At 50.2% G+C, this 15,738-nt stretch carries 13 protein-coding genes; all 13 read left to right on the plus strand.

What is annotated here, in order from left to right:
* Positions 1-7 precede the first annotated feature (7 nt).
* A complete protein-coding gene (locus tag KUV22_RS08755) occupies positions 8-1,213 on the plus strand; it encodes a hypothetical protein (protein WP_222230181.1) in 1,206 nt (401 codons plus the stop codon).
* Entirely contained in the window at positions 1,197-2,882 is a 1,686-nt protein-coding gene (locus KUV22_RS08760; protein ID WP_222230183.1) for a polysaccharide biosynthesis/export family protein, read from the plus strand. Before KUV22_RS08755 ends, KUV22_RS08760 begins: the two co-directional genes overlap by 17 nt.
* Before the next feature lie 148 nt (positions 2,883-3,030).
* Entirely contained in the window at positions 3,031-3,945 is a 915-nt protein-coding gene (rfbA, locus tag KUV22_RS08765; protein WP_222230185.1) for a glucose-1-phosphate thymidylyltransferase RfbA, read from the plus strand.
* A 46-nt stretch (positions 3,946-3,991) separates the two neighbouring features.
* A complete protein-coding gene (gene rfbC / locus KUV22_RS08770) occupies positions 3,992-4,540 on the plus strand; it encodes a dTDP-4-dehydrorhamnose 3,5-epimerase (RefSeq protein ID WP_222230463.1) in 549 nt (182 codons plus the stop codon).
* 11 nt (positions 4,541-4,551) lie between these two features.
* Positions 4,552-5,421 (plus strand): dTDP-4-dehydrorhamnose reductase, encoded by an 870-nt coding sequence (gene rfbD, locus KUV22_RS08775; protein WP_222230186.1) that lies wholly within the window; start codon positions 4,552-4,554, stop codon positions 5,419-5,421.
* 94 nt (positions 5,422-5,515) lie between these two features.
* Positions 5,516-6,640 (plus strand): dTDP-glucose 4,6-dehydratase, encoded by a 1,125-nt coding sequence (rfbB, locus tag KUV22_RS08780; RefSeq protein WP_222230188.1) that lies wholly within the window; start codon positions 5,516-5,518, stop codon positions 6,638-6,640.
* 2 nt (positions 6,641-6,642) lie between these two features.
* Positions 6,643-8,514 carry a glycosyltransferase gene (locus KUV22_RS08785; RefSeq protein WP_222230190.1) on the plus strand — a complete coding sequence of 624 codons (1,872 nt, stop codon included), beginning with the start codon at positions 6,643-6,645 and terminating at the stop codon, positions 8,512-8,514.
* Positions 8,515-8,568: 54 nt separating this feature from the next.
* A complete protein-coding gene (locus KUV22_RS08790) occupies positions 8,569-9,804 on the plus strand; it encodes a glycosyltransferase family 4 protein (protein WP_222230192.1) in 1,236 nt (411 codons plus the stop codon).
* 68 nt (positions 9,805-9,872) lie between these two features.
* Entirely contained in the window at positions 9,873-12,170 is a 2,298-nt protein-coding gene (locus KUV22_RS08795) for a glycerophosphodiester phosphodiesterase family protein (RefSeq protein ID WP_222230194.1), read from the plus strand.
* Between the two features lie 34 nt (positions 12,171-12,204).
* The gene (locus KUV22_RS08800) at positions 12,205-12,597 is read left to right on the plus strand and encodes an adenylyltransferase/cytidyltransferase family protein (RefSeq protein ID WP_222230195.1); all 393 of its coding nucleotides are present in this window, start codon (positions 12,205-12,207) and stop codon (positions 12,595-12,597) included.
* A gap of 171 nt (positions 12,598-12,768) precedes the next feature.
* Positions 12,769-13,821 (plus strand): UDP-glucose 4-epimerase GalE, encoded by a 1,053-nt coding sequence (gene galE, locus KUV22_RS08805; RefSeq protein WP_222230197.1) that lies wholly within the window; start codon positions 12,769-12,771, stop codon positions 13,819-13,821.
* A 69-nt stretch (positions 13,822-13,890) separates the two neighbouring features.
* Positions 13,891-14,889, plus strand: a complete 999-nt coding sequence (locus KUV22_RS08810) for a hypothetical protein (protein WP_222230198.1) — start codon at positions 13,891-13,893, stop codon at positions 14,887-14,889.
* Positions 14,886-15,680 carry a sulfotransferase domain-containing protein gene (locus tag KUV22_RS08815; protein ID WP_222230199.1) on the plus strand — a complete coding sequence of 265 codons (795 nt, stop codon included), beginning with the start codon at positions 14,886-14,888 and terminating at the stop codon, positions 15,678-15,680. The genes KUV22_RS08810 and KUV22_RS08815 overlap by 4 nt, the downstream gene beginning before the upstream one ends.
* The last annotated feature ends 58 nt before the right edge of the window (positions 15,681-15,738 follow it).

Consider the following 15,738-nt stretch of genomic DNA (forward strand, 5'->3'; position numbering starts at 1 on the left):
AAGAATTATGGAAACAGCAGAAGAAAAAATGCCGGTAGCGGGTGGCATGAGAGCAAGATCCACCGCGAACAAAATTCTACGAAAGTTGTCTGCGGTGAGCGTTGCGGCTGCGCCAGTGCGCGCGTGGCGGTGGAGTGGTTTACTCTTATTTGTCTTGATGCCTATATTGCTTGTCAGTGGCTATTACCTCTTGTTGGTGTCCGACCGCTATGTCAGCGCCGCGCAATTGATTGTTAAGGACAACAGTAATAGCCAGGGCATGTCATCCTCATTAGGGTTTTTGATACCTGGAATGGGCGGTGACTCCCAAGACGCCTTTCTCGTCGTGAATTACATTCAGTCTCTGGACATGGCTCTGTTCTTGGATGATGAGCTCGGGCTATCGGAGTATTACAAAAGCGACAGTTACGATGTTTTCTCGCGTCTTCCGGCAGATGCTTCGCAGGAAGATTACCTTGAATACTATCGCGCCCATATTGGCGTGGGTTTTGATGAAGTCACTGGCATCATCAGCATCGAGATGCAAGCGTTCGAGCCTGCGTTTGCGAAGCAACTGGTGGAAACGGTTATTCGTAAATCGGAAGACTTTGTCAATGCGCTCAGTAATCAACTTGCGGATAAGCAAGTATCTTTTGTGCGCAGTGAACTAGAGTTGGCCCAAGGAAAATTGCGTGCCAGCAAGCAGGAAATTCTCGATTTTCAAAACCGTAATCAAGTGGTCAGTCCGGAAGAGCTAACGAAAGGTATTAGTGCCATTATTCATGGCTTGGAGACGAAGCTCGCGGAGTTGCGTGCCAAATTAACAGCGGCTGAGACATATTTGCATGCGGGCTCGTCACAGGTTATTTCATTGCGTGCAGAGATTGACTCGCTAGAGCAGCAAATTGATGCGGAGAGAGTGCGTCTGGTCGGAGTATCGGACGAAAACGGTGAGGAGCGGCTTAATAGTTTAAATGCTCACTTTCAGAATATGCAATTAGACCTACAGTTTGCGATGGATGCCTATCAAGCATCTCTCACTGCGTTGGAAACCGCGCGTATGGAGGCCTCTGGTAAGCTCAAACACCTGATGGTGATCAGTCAGCCTTCGGTTGCTGAAGACGCGGAATACCCTCACAAATTGTACAACCTGGTAAGTCTGGCCATCATTCTGTTGTTGCTATTTGGCATCGGAAAAATGCTGGTGGCGAGCATTCGTGACCACCGTGTATAAATCGAAGAATTTAATAAAATCGAGTTTGAAAAGAGTTATGGCCAATAAACCAATAGCAAATTGGATAATTGCACTGCTCGCTGCTGTGGGTATTTGCGGTGGTGCCCAAGCGCTTGATACCCAGCAGCTGGATAGAAAGCAAAAGGTAATGTCCGGTGGTGAGCATCTTCCGGTTTTTGGTGAGTCACTTTTCAAAGGTGCTTTTAAAGATCAACCTTTCCGGGGGTTCAACGGTGGTTATCGAGTTGCAGTAGGGGATCAGATCGCATTGCAACTTTGGGGTGCCTACAGCTTCAACGCCGTACTTACCGTCGATGCACAAGGTAATATTTTTGTCCCGGAAGTGGGGCCCGTACATGTCGCTGGTGTAGAAAATGGCGAGTTGAACACCTTTGTGCTGCGGCACGTAAAGCGGGTATTCAAGAGCAACGTACAAGCCTACGCAAACCTCGAGGCTAGTCAGCCAGTCAAGGTGTTCGTCACTGGGTTTGTGGCAAAGCCGGGCTTGTATCCCGGCTTCTCATCGGACTCCGTTTTGTACTACCTCGATAGCGCTGGCGGTATCAGTCGTCATAGTGGCAGTTATATCGATATCAAGGTCCTGCGCCGTGGTAAGGAATTGCAGCGTATCAATCTGTATCAATTCCTAGTGGAAGGTCAGATGCCGGCACTTCAGCTGCGCAATGGTGATTCCATCGTTGTTGGTCCACGCCAGGGTTTTGTCAGTATTGATGGCGCGGTGCAGGAGTCAGGTCAGGTTGAATTTGTTGGCCCCTCCACACATCTAGGTGAGATGTTGCTGGTTACCAAGCCCGACCCTCAGGCCAACTTTGCACGGATCACACAAATCATCGATAACGAGCAGCAGGCGAGTTATTTGCCTCTGACTGAAGCATTGCGCACGACATTGCATCCAGGCGCACATGTGGAGCTAGTCAGTGAGAGTGACGTAGCCAGTATTTCAGTTCGCGTTACTGGAGAGGTTGATGGGCCGGCTGCACACGTACTGCCCTACGGTGCAACCCTTCAAGACCTGTTGGATAAGCTGCGCTATAGAGACAACGCAGATCCGTTTTCCCTCCAGTTGTACCGGAAAAGTGTGGCGAAAAAACAAAAGGTTGCGTTAGATCGCTCGCTGGATGCATTGGAAATGGAAGCGCTTACCCGTCAGCCAACCACAACGGCTGATCAGGCTTCCATCAAAGACACGGCATCCATGATTCAGAATTTCATTGCAAAGGCACGTTCCGCACAGCCGCGCGGCCAGGTGGTGCTGGCCAACAATGCAGATGCCGGGAAAATGCTACTGGAAGACGGTGATGCGCTGGTCGTGCCTTTGCGTGCATCCACAGTATCGGTGGTCGGTGAAGTTGTGTTTCCAACATCGCTTGTGTTCAACGAGCGCCACACCTTGGAAGATTACATCGAGTTGGCCGGTGGTTTTTCTAATAATGCAAATACCGATGAGTTGGTCGTTTTGCATTTGGATGGAACCATCAGCCGAATTAAATCACGGAAGTTCAATAATCGCTTAAAGGGTGTTTTACGTCCCGGTGATGAAATCATGATCATGCCAGAAATTCGGGCAAGTGAGCTGCAGGTTACCAAAGATGTAACCGAGATTTTGTACCGTATTGCAGTGGGTACTGCTGCAGTCTTGTCATTTTAATTAGTTAACGGTTTTGGCGGCCTGCTACTTCTGGGCGCCGAAGACCAAGGTTTCACGGAAGAAGCGCACTGCAAGTGGGGAGATAATTGGCCTCAAAATTGCAGTTGGATGTCGGCCAAATCTACATAAAGTTTATCGAGGAAGGTGTATGAAAACTGGAACTTCATCACGAAAGGGAATAATTCTGGCTGGAGGGTCAGGTACCCGTCTCTATCCGCTAACAAAAGGTGTTAGCAAGCAGCTGATGGCGGTGTACGACAAGCCGATGATTTACTATCCACTGACCACCCTGATGATGGCCGGCATCCGCGATATTCTCATTATCACCACACCGGATGAACAGTGCCTTTTCCAGAAGCTGCTGGAAGATGGTAGCCAGTGGGGAATCAATATCTCTTACGCCGTGCAGCCTTCTCCAGACGGTTTGGCGCAGGCATTTCTGATTGGTCGTGAGCATGTAGGCAATAACCCGAGTGCATTGGTGCTGGGTGACAACATTTACTATGCAGAGCGATTTGGCGAAGTGTTGAAAAATGCTGATGCACGCACAGAAGGCGCGACAGTGTTTGGATATCACGTCGCGGATGCCCGTGCTTATGGGGTCGCGGAGTTCGATAGTAATGGCAAGGTCATTAGTATCGAAGAGAAACCGGAAAACCCAAAGTCTAACTACGCCGTAACTGGTTTGTATTTTTATGACAACCAGGTGTGCGAATTGGCGAAGGAAATCAAGCCCAGTCCACGTGGTGAGCTGGAAATTACCGATCTCAATAGTATGTATTTGGAGCAAGGCAAGCTTAATGTCGAGTTGATGGGGCGCGGTGCCGCCTGGCTAGATACGGGTACCCATAGCAATCTACTTGAGGCTGCGCAATTTGTGCAAACCATAGAACGCCGCCAGGGTCTGAAGATTGCATGCCCTGAAGAGGTCGCGTTTCGCAAAGGGTTTATTGATGCGGAAACGCTTGAAAAGCAGGCGCAACCGCTGATCAAAAGTGGCTACGGCAAATACTTGATGCAGATTCTCGAAGAATCGAAAACCGACCACGTTTTCGCCCGTTGATTTTTTAAGACTTGATTTGAAGTACCTGGTCGCCAGAAAGATATTTATGAAAATAATTGAAACGAAGATTCCTGATGTAAAAATCATCGAGCCGAAGGTTTTTGGCGATGAGCGCGGTTTTTTTCTGGAAACTTTCCGTCAAGATTTCTTTAGTCGCGAATGCGCCGAGCGCACCTTTGTGCAAGATAACCACAGCAAGTCCAGCCAGGGAATCCTCCGCGGTTTGCACTACCAGACGCAAAGTACCCAAGGAAAACTGGTGCGTGTAACTGCCGGTGAGGTATTCGATGTGGCCGTAGACCTGCGCAGAAGCTCCCCAACCTTTGGTCAATGGGTTGGTGTATTTTTGAACGAAGAAAACAAGCGGCAGCTATGGGTCCCAGAAGGTTTCGCTCATGGCTTCTACGTCACTAGCGAATCCGCCGAGTTCGTTTACAAGTGCACCGACTACTATGCGCCGGAGCACGAACATTCCGTGCGTTGGGACGACCCCGAAATCGGTATCGAATGGCCCCTGATTGACGGTGAGAAACCTCAACTTTCCGCTAAAGACGCGGACGGGAAGCTGTTGAAAAATTCCGTCGTCTTTGATTAGGGGATGTAGAAATGAAAATTTTAATCACCGGCAAAAACGGTCAGCTAGGCCGGCAGTTACAAAAGCAGGCTCCCTCCGGCATAGAGATAGTCGCCCACGGTCGGGAGACCCTTAACATTGCTGATAAAGAACAAGTGTTCGTAGTGCTCAAGCATGAGAGGCCGGAGGTTGTGGTCAACGCTGCCGCTTATACCGCGGTAGACAAGGCTGAATCCGAGGTTGAGCAGGCCCACGCCGTTAATGCACAGGGGCCTGAAAACCTGGCCTTGGCTTGCCATGAGTTGGGGATACGGTTGATTCATGTGTCCACCGATTTTGTATTCGATGGCAAACAGTCGCGTCCATATCAGCCGAGAGCTACTCGCAACCCGGTGAGTGTATACGGTAAGAGTAAGGCCCTCGGGGAAAAAGCTATTGAAGCCATTTTGCCCGATGCCGTCATTGTGCGGACTGCCTGGGTCTATGACAGCGAGGGCGCCAATTTTGCGACTACCATGCTGCGTTTGATGCGTGAGCGGGATCAGCTCGGCATTGTTGCCGACCAGGTCGGTACACCGACGTGGGCCGGCAGCTTGGCTCGTGCGTTGTATGCGCTGGCTCAAAAATCAGATGCAAAGGGTATGTATCACTATACCGACGCCGGTGTCGCCAGTTGGTACGACTTCGCTGTAGCTATTTACGAAGAAGGTAAGGCTGCGGGCCTGTTACAGGAGGCGGCGTGCGTAAAGATATCTCCTATCGCCACCATCGATTATCCGACACCCGCGGCCCGACCTGCATACAGTGTGCTGGATAAAACGCGGCTGGCTAATGACGTCGGGGTTTTGACGGATCATTGGCGACAGGTGCTAAGAGCCGTCCTGGCAAACAACTGCGGTTGATGCGAGCTACTTAAAGCGGCGTTCACGAGAATTAAGAAATTAACCCTGATTATACCGGCGTGCGTCGGAATCAAGGCCAACGGAACTGAATAAAATGAGTAATCTACTCGTCACTGGTGGTGCCGGATTTATCGGTGCCAATTTTGTCCACTATTGGATGAAGGCTTACCCAGAAGATAACGTGATCGTTCTGGATGCTCTTACTTATGCCGGCAATAAGGCCAATCTGAATCCGGTTGCGGAGAACCCCAATTTCGTGTTCTGTCACGGTGATATCTGCGATACCGTATTAGTAGAAACTCTGCTTAGAGAGCATCAGGTCGATACCCTAGTACATTTCGCTGCAGAAAGTCATGTGGACCGTTCCATCACAGGTCCGGATGCTTTTATTGAAACAAATATCATCGGTACTCATAGCCTACTTAAAGCTGCGAAAAAAGTATGGCTCGATGAGAGTCTTCATAAAGAAAATCACCGCTTCCATCATGTTTCAACAGATGAGGTATACGGTACCCTCGAGCCGAATGACCCCGCATTTAGCGAAACGACACCTTACGCACCAAACAGCCCTTACTCCGCGAGTAAGGCCGCCTCGGACCACCTGGTGCGAGCCTATCACCATACTTACGGACTGAATGTAACCACCAGTAACTGCTCAAACAATTACGGGCCCTATCATTTTCCGGAAAAGCTTATTCCTTTGGTAATTACTAACATCCTCCATGACAAGCCGCTACCCATCTACGGCGACGGCCAGCAGATCCGCGACTGGCTCTATGTGGAAGACCATGCCCGCGGAATCGAGTCGGTGATCAAAAAGGGCAGGCTGGGCGAGTGCTACAACATCGGTGGTATTAATGAGTGGGCCAACATCGATATTGTGCAAGAAATCTGCGCAATGGTTGATGAAGAATTCTCCCGGGATCAAAAGCTCGCTGAGACGTACCCAGAAGCGAAAAGCGCAATCGCGGCTCAGTCAGATAGCCTGATTACTTTCGTGAAAGACCGGGCGGGCCATGATCGTCGCTATGCCATTGATCCGGTCAAATCCAATACGGAGCTCGGCTACTCGCCAAAAGAAACATTTGCTACCGGGCTGAGAAAGACTGTCGCTTGGTACCTGAATAATCAGGATTGGTGGCGGGCTGTGATGGATGGCAGCTATCAGAGCTGGGTCGAAGAACAATATCAAATTCCCGAAACCGACGTTGGGGTGTAAGCATGGGGGGTAAAGTGCGTCTGTTTTCTAAAGCATTTACGAATACTGCGGAAGTAGTACTGCCGGATCCGGTCAGGGTGTGGGTGGATGTCTGTGGGGTCGTCAATGAGCGCCATCTGCTGATTCAGGGGTGGGCCTTCCACCCTGGCCATGCAGAGGTGGACTTTGAACTCACACTAGCAGAAGAAAGTGAGTCCTCTCGCAAGCCTAAAGCCACGGCCTTGCCACACACAGTACTCCGTACCACTCGCCTGGATGTGAACAAGCATTTTGAGCTCGAGGGTGAGGGGAGTCAGTGGGGTTTTAGCCTGCTCACAGACTGGCCACATGATCAATTACCCAGCCCCGAGCAGCTCGCCCTTAATGTTGTCGCCGGTCAGGAGCGCTGCGTGGTGGAGCTGAAGCCCTTCTCCACCCTGAGCGGTGAAGAACTGTTCGGCCACTGCACCACCTGGCGCGGTGAAGAGAAGCTCCGGCTGAAGCGCGCTCTACACCGCCATATGGGTAACAAGGTATTCGAAATCCCGGGGCTGCGAAAGCTTTCGGAAGAGCAGCTGAAGCAGAAGGTCAACTGGCACTGGGAGAACCTGCTGAGCGTCCCCGGCAAAGGTCTGTTCCTCGCCGGCTGGTTGCTCGATGGCCAGCAGGAGTTGTCTGCCCTGGTTATCCGCACAGCGGACGGTACTTACAGTCGCAACCTGCTGGAAGATTCAGTTTGCTATCCTCGGCCGGACGTTCTCGAGGCTTTCTCAGGCAGCGTAGATGCCAGCTACCAGCCCGGGCTATACGTATGGGCGGACATGCCGCATTTGATGGAGCGTGCTCAGCTGGAGCTCGTCTTCGTGACTAGAGAAGGCGCGGTGTGCGAGCTGCCGATCCAGCAGAAAGTGGTCGGCCATGACATCACGCTGGCGAGCCAGCAGGTACTGGTGAACTTCCAGATCGGTGGGCGCGATTATGAGAACAACATGCAGCAGCATGTTGGCCCCGCCCTGGCGGCACTGTGGCAGCACCGAAATGCCAGCCTGGGTGAGCTGGAGGTCGAGCAGCTCCAGTTTGGCCCAAAGGTAGAAAGCCCCAAACGCAGTGTTATCGTGCCGCTCTATGGTCGTTACGACTTCCTGTTGCATCAGGTCGCACAGTTCACCAATGACAGTGATTTTGCCGAGACCGAGCTGATCTACGTGCTCGACGACCCTCGGTTGTATAACGAGTTTATCCCCTTCTGCCATGACACCAGCAAGCTGTTCCCTGTCAGTTTCCGGGTGATCTACGGTGGCCGTAACTTGGGCTATGCCGGTGCCAATAACCTCGGCGCACGATTTGCGCAGGCTAATAAGTTGGTCCTGCTGAACTCGGACGTGATACCCAGTGCCCCCGGCTGGCTGTCCCGTATCGAGGAGAAAGTAGAAGGGCTGGATGATGTGGGTGTTGTTGCCCCCAAACTCGTATTCGATGACGGCACCATCCAGCATGTGGGGATCAGCTTTGCCAAAGATCCCCGCTTCGGTGACCTGTGGTTGAATGAGCACCCCGGCAAGGGCAACCCGGAGTGGTTGCTAAAGCAAGAGGCGGTGACCGAGTCGCCAGCAGTAACCGGTGCCTGTATGTTCATCGATAAAGCCCTGTACGACCTGGTTGGCGGGCTGGATGAGACCTATGTGCTGGGCGACTTCGAGGACACTGACCTGTGCCTGAAGCTCCGCAAGGCGGGTTACCGGCACTATGTGCTCGGGGACGAAAAGCTCTATCACCTGGAACGCCAGTCGCAGGACCTGTTCGATAACCGGGACTGGAAGTTCAAGATCACCCTCTACAACGCCTGGCAGCATACCGAGCGCTGGGGTGACCTGATTGAAGAGCTGGTTGCGTAAATTTAATTAAAACAACTGATAACATGTAGTCGGCATAAGCAGTAGGCAGTAGCAATGTCAGAGCAAAGAATTTTGATCGTGTCACACGGTCACCCCGATCATAGTAAAGGTGGCGCAGAAGTGGCTGCCTATAATCTGTTTAAAGAGTTCGAACGCCAAGGGCTAGATACGGTATTCCTTGCGCGCACTGATCAGCCCTCCCATGGTGGCTCCGCATTTTCCACGATCAATACCGATCGTGAGATTCTGTTCCACACCCATATGTCCGATTTTTTCTTGTTCCAGTCGGGAAATAAGAAGCACATCTGGCAGGATTTTCGCGGCCTATTGGAAAAGTACCGCCCAACGGTAGTGCATTTTCATCACTATATTCACATGGGTCTGGAACTAATCCGCGAGGTCAAAAATACCCTGCCGGATGCCCGCATCGTGCTGACGCTGCATGAGTACCTGGCCATCTGTGCCAACAACGGCCAGATGGTCAAGCCCGGTAAGCAGATGAAGCTTTGCTACAAATCATCCCCAATAGATTGTGCCCGCTGTTTCCCGGAGCGTTCGGCGGCGGATTTCTTCCTGCGGGAGAAGTACATCAAATCGGTCTTTGATCTGGTGGATGTATTCGTCTCCCCGAGCCACTTTCTGATCGACCGTTACAAGAACTGGGGCATTCCAGAAGAGAAGATGGTCATGATCGAGAATGGTCAGCCGGAGGTGGAAGCTCCACCTCCGCGCATTCTCGCAGACAGTGAGGTACACGGGCGGTTCGCGTTCTTTGGTCAGATCAACCCTTTCAAGGGGGTTGATGTCCTCCTAGAGGCATTCAAGATTCTCCCGGAAGAGGTGAAGGAGAAAGTGCACCTGGATATCCACGGTGCAAATCTTGAAGGTCAGTCTGAAGAATTCCAGGAGAAAATCCACAAGTTGCTTGAGGAGTTGAGTGACCTGGTGACGCTACAGGGCCCTTATGAGTCCCATGAGGTGGGGCGGCTGATGGAGCAAACTGATTGGGCTGTTATTCCGTCAGTTTGGTGGGAAAATTCACCGATGGTTATTCAGGAAGCGTTCAACCATGGGGTGCCGATGATAGGGAGTGATATCGGAGGCATGAGTGAGAAAATTACTGCGGGGGAAACCGGGGAGACTTTTCGGGCGAGAAGTGCGCTTGATTTGTCTAAAAAGATACAGAAGCTGGTAAGCAATATCACACTCAGGGATGAATATGTGAAAAATTTAAAGGAGCCCCTGAAGATGTGGGATTGTGCCGGTAAGCATGTGGTAGAAATTTACTGAACATGAAGTTTAATGCCGAAATGTATGGTTTTTCCAAAGTTTAGATAATGCAAATGGTGTCAATTGGCATGAAAACTGAAATTGCTTTCGAAGTATTTGAAAATTTGGGTGTGTGGGGGTTGGACGGAACGCCTTTGGAGGTCGTTTGTGGTGAGAACCTTTCAGAACTGGAGCTGTATATAGACTCAGGCTCAAATGAGTTCTTAAATATGCAAGCTGTTGAGGTTATTGGTAGTGATGATCGAGATTTGATCCATTCTGATCTAATTTCAAGTGCGGAGTTGACGTCTAATTACTACCTGAAGTCGGATGGCTCCTGTTGTGTGAAGGCGCGTCTTATGGAACGGCGCCTGATACATAGTAAATTTCAAGTGCGGCCGACACTAAAAATCAAGTTTAAAGAGTGTGTAACCGTCAGATCGGTAAGGTTGTTTAATCGAGCTGATAGCTGCGGCTTGAGGTCCAGGTTTGTTGCTCTGGTTGGTCGTAGAGATGATGATGTGATTTTCACATTTGAAAATGTCTCCGAGTCTTTGAGGCGGGAATTGTATGAAGAGTTGATGTGTTTGCTATCAAAGTCCGAGGGTGAGTTGAGTCTCCCCCGTAATAGTACGTACGCTGCTAAGTACTTAAGGTCAAAGATCTATGATGCTATTAAATCAGGAGTGTTTGTTAGTGAAAAGCTACTCGCTGCGCTCCTTCCTGTGGCGGGTCCTATGCCAAGACTTGATAAACTTTCGGCTCACTATCTGACTAAAGTCATTCATGATCGCTTGAGTATCAAGTCTCATATCAATACCCGGGAGCTAAAAAAGTATAGCGGAATTCTTTGTGACGACGTTTCAATTGATTGTCTGAGTAAATATGCATCAAAGGCAATTAGCAATATAGCTGGCGAAGAAAATAAGGTTGTTATTGCGAAACATCGAGTGCACTACGATACTCTCATTTCAAAGAAAGCTGCGCACTTAGATTTTCTTGATAAGATATTGCTCTCACTTGAGGACGTCGCGGCAACTCCCCTGATAGCATATGGAACTTTGCTCGGTGCATACAGAGATGGTGGTTTTCTCCCGGCTGATGACGATATAGATATTATTCTGTATTGCCCGGATGTTGTGTCTGAGGAAGATAGGCAAGTTAATCAAAATGCGATTTTAAAGTATTTGCGGGATAAAGGGTTTTCAGCAAATGTCCAGGCAGGGTGTCCACATATTACTGTGAACTCTTCGACTGATTCCGTTGGTGTCGATATTTTTTTAGCGTGGGGGTCAGCTACTTCAGACAAAGCAGCTGTTGTAATGGAACGATTAGAGTACCGAGATATTAGATCTGATGTGCTCTTGCCGGCATCAGAAATATCACTTTATGGTAGAAGTTACCCTTGTCCGGCCGATGTCGAAGAGTTTCTTTTCGATAGATATGGCGAAGGATGGCGTCGCAGTAACCCTTATCATGAGTGGTCTTGGCCTATAGAGCGAAGGGTATACTTTAATAATGAGGCGGTCTCCGAGTTGTACGATGCACGTGAAGCTCGTAGAGGCTTGAGGTTTGGAAGCTCACGCACTCAGTTAGTGGCGTGGTCCCAGTGTGTCTTGAAAAATAATAGGCCGCCGAGCAATTCAATCCCTATGGTTTCCCAGGCATTAGATTACGGTTATGACGTTATAGAGCTAGATGTAAGAGTCACTAAAGATGGTGAGATCGTTTTAGCTCACGATGATGTTATTAAAAATGACGAAGGTGTAGCCATATGCCTGTCCGAGTCTACCCTGGCGGAGGCTGAGCAATTCAGGCTAGGTTCTTTTGAGGGCAATGATGTGCATATTGAGACATTGTCCAATGCTTTGTCGCTACTTATTGGGAAGCAAGTCTTATTAGACGCGCGCTTCAAACCGGAAGACTATGCGAACCTGAAGCAGTGCGTGGACTCTGTTGGCTTTGATCCCTCGATGCTTTTATTTTGTGTTTACAATGAGAAACAAGTGTTGGCATTGATGAAGCACTTCCCGGAGAGTTTGTGGTTTTGGAAGTTTTATACGCAGGCTTGGGAAATCGATGAGTTGGCTCTTGATCAGGTAAGGCAGTACGGTGTTGATGGGATTATGTTTATGTATCCGCATCACGATGAAGATATTAGTGAAAGTCTTTACCAAATTAAGCGCCGTAACCTGAAGTCGATGTGCTTTATTCATGGTCAGAAATGGACACATCCTAATTCCTGTGGGTTAAGCCCAGATAATACCGCCAGAGGGGTCGATATTCATGATGAATCTCTTAAGAAAATGGTGGCGGTGGGAATAGAGTACGTTACCACAACTGAGTGTCGATCAGGTGTTTTCTCTGAGCTGGTCTCTGGTGTGTGAGCTTGTAACTTTTAATTGATTGTTTGGGTAAGATATGAAAACTGTAATAACGTTTGGCACATTTGATGTTTTTCACGTTGGTCATGCGAATTTGCTCCAGAGAGCTGCAGCCCTAGGGGATCGGTTGATTGTGGGTGTCTCAACCGACGATTTGAATATTAAAAAGAAAGGGCGTGCACCAATTTATAAGCAAGAAGATAGAATGAAAATAATTAATAGCTTGCGTTACGTTAACTTCTGTTTCGAGGAGGAGACTCTTGAGAAGAAGGCCCATTATATATCGTTGTATGGCGCTGACGTTCTTGTTATGGGCGACGATTGGCTCGGGAAGTTCGATCACCTTAAGACATTGTGTGAAGTTGTATATCTTGCTCGTACTCCGTCAATTTCAACAACAGAGATTATTGAAGTTATCGGATCTGTTTAATCCTCGTTACCGTTGACGGTTCAAATTTTTGGTCTTTAAGGATTTGGTGTGTGGTGTAAATTTTCTGGAAATGTTGGCTGTTAGTGAGTGTCGTAATCTTTTTTAAAGGGTTTATTGCTGGGCGGTTGCGGATTCAATATTAGTGTGAAAAAAATTTACTTTTAGGTTGTTATGGATACAGTGCTAGTGGCGGGCGGCGCAGGGTATATAGGCTCACATACTTTGGTCGAGCTTATTTCAGCTGGGTTGAAAGTTATTGTAATTGACAACTTGTGTAATGGTTCCAAAGTCGCCTTGGATCAAGTGCGGCTTATTACTGGTCAAGAAGTGAGGTTTTATCATGGGGAAGTCCAAGATAGAGCGTTGCTCAATCGCGCTCTGATGGAGAATTCTGTTTCTGCGGTGATTCATTTTGCTGGACTGAAGGCAGTGGGTGAGTCATCGCAGAGGCCGATCGAATACTACCAGAATAATGTCACCGGCAGTCTCGTGTTACTGGATGCCATGCATGAGGCCGGAGTCAAGCGTCTGGTTTTTAGTTCTTCGGCCACAGTTTATGGTAGCGATTCACCGGTGCCTTATGTGGAAAGTCTGGAGACTGGTAATACCAGCAATCCATACGGCACCACCAAGTGGGTGGTGGAACAGGTGCTCAAAGATGCTGTCTATGCGGATCCGGAGCTTTCGGTAGCGCTGTTGCGGTATTTCAACCCTGTTGGAGCGCATCCATCTGGGCTAATTGGGGAAGATCCACATGGTATCCCGAATAACTTATTGCCCTACATCGCCCAGGTTGCTGTTGGCAAGCGCGCTGAGCTCTCGGTATTCGGCGATGATTACCCGACAGCGGATGGCACCTGCGAGAGGGATTATCTGCACGTGGTGGATCTGGCCAAGGGGCACGTCCGCGCACTCGAGTGGCTGGCACAGAACAGGGGGGCTGCCGCCTTTAACCTGGGAACCGGTAATGCCACGTCGGTACTTCAGATTATCCGGGCTTTTGAGGAGGCGTCTGGCGTAACTATCCCTTATCGGATTGCACCGCGACGTGCAGGAGATCTGCCCGCCTTTTGGGCTGATGCATCCAAGGCAGAGCGGATGCTCGGGTGGAAAGCTGAGCTGGGCTTGGCAGAAATGATGGCGGATACTTGGCGTTGGCAAAGCCGTAACCCAAATGGGTATCGTTCAGTGGAGCAAGGGCAGGGCCACCTGGCTATCGCATGACCGGGTCCTACCAGGGTTCTCCGGATAGGTTAAGGGGCTATACGCCAGTAGATACGGTTTGAGAAGTAAATGAATTGTGATGTATTGGTAAACAAAGGGGCAGCGGTTATTTCTGACCCTAGCGAAAGTGCTCCCCGTACAATCGTTGTGGTGGGCGTAGCCCGCGGTGGCACTTCTATTGTTGCGGGCGCATTGACCAAGTTGGGCTTGCCCATGGGCGAGCGCTGCCACGAGCCAGTGTTTGAGGATCTACGGCTGAGCCAAGCGTTTGAAGGTCAGTCTGAAGAAGCATTTGAAGATGTCGTTGCTGCTTACAATGCCGAATACGAAGCTTGGGGTTGGAAGCGGCCCTCGACGATTTCCCAACTAGACAAGTTGGAGCAGTCTCTGCGGAATCCGCATTTTATCTTTGTATTCCGGGACCTGTTTTCGATTGCTAATCGCAACGCTATTTCCATGAAGCAGGATGTGAAGGTTGGCCTGCAGAAGGCGCTGGATGATTATGGCAAGATCGTCGGTTTTCTTCAGCGTTCGCTGTCGCCGATTATGTTGGTTTCTTCTGACAAGGTGGTGCGCCATAAGCGGGGATTTATTGAGCAGTTGACTGGCTTTGCCGGCCTCGAGCCAGGTGGTGAAGAGGTCGAGGCGGCCCTAAAATTTATCTCCCCCGACCCAGCTGACTATCTGGACAAGACTCGCATCACCAAGGCTCGTGGCGCTGTGAACCTCGATGTGCTCCGCAAAGGTGTTCTGCGTGGGTGGGCGCGTGCAGTGCATCATGCTCTGCCCGTAGTGGTTGAAGTAGAAGTAAATGGGGAGGTTCTAGTTTCGACTGAGGCTAGTATCTATCGCGAGTACTTGAAAAAGCCGGGCATCCATCCAACAGGTGAATGCGGTTTTGAGTTGGATCTTAGAGCGCTGAATGTTATCCCATCCGATGTGATCAGTGTTCGTGCTGTAGATGACGTGAGGCCACTGCACGCTAACCCGATCCAGTTCCCGGAGCTGGATCGCTGGATGACCCCGGCCGAGTGGCGGGCGGCGAAGCTGAAGGATGCGTCCACTTGAGCCTGCAGGGTATGGCAACGCCCCAGCCTACCGTAAAGGCGACGCCGGGGCCCGACTTCCTGTGTATTGGTGCCCAGAAGGCGGGCACAACGTGGCTTTATGAAAAGCTCAATGCACACCCGCAGGTCGCCTTCCCTGGCAGGAAAGAGGTGCACTTCTGGGATCTATTTCACGAGAAGGGTAAGGGTTGGTACAGCAACCTTTATAGGGACCTGGCGGGAAATGTAGCGGGAGATATCACCCCGGCCTATGCCGTTCTGCCGCGGCGGATGATCCAGCAGGTGCGCGAGTTCTCTGGGGGCGCGCCGCTAATTTTCATCATGCGTAACCCGATCGAGAGAGCCTGGTCTCTGGCACTAATGAACCTGCGCCAGCTTCAGGAGACGCGGTTCGAGGGCGAAACACTCAAGCCACAGCATTTAACGGATGAGTTCTTCCGTTGGCAGATGAACCTGGAGGGTAATCGGGCAAGGAGCAACTACTTTGCTTGCCTGACGAAATGGTTTGAATTTTTCCCGCGGGAACAGTTTTTGCTGCTGGACTACGAGCGGCTGGTCAGCGAACCGAGAGACGCGCTGATATCTGTTAGCCGGCACATTGGCATTGACAGCCTGTTCTGGGACAACATGGATTCTGGTTTCTTTACAGAGCGCGTGTTTGCCGGTGAAAAATACCCGTTGAGAGAGAGCCTTAGGGAATTTGCAGTAAATACTTATCGCGAAGAGATCGACCAGCTGTCTGCGCTGTTGGGTAAGGATTACTCTGGCTGGTATCGAGCCTATATGGATTAAAGGTATTCGGCGCTGTGCAGATACCGTCCGCAATCTACCCGCTCTACATCTAAAAGCA

The sequence above is a fragment of the Microbulbifer agarilyticus genome (genome assembly GCF_019800665.1).
GTDB classification, from domain to species: domain Bacteria; phylum Pseudomonadota; class Gammaproteobacteria; order Pseudomonadales; family Cellvibrionaceae; genus Microbulbifer; species Microbulbifer agarilyticus_C.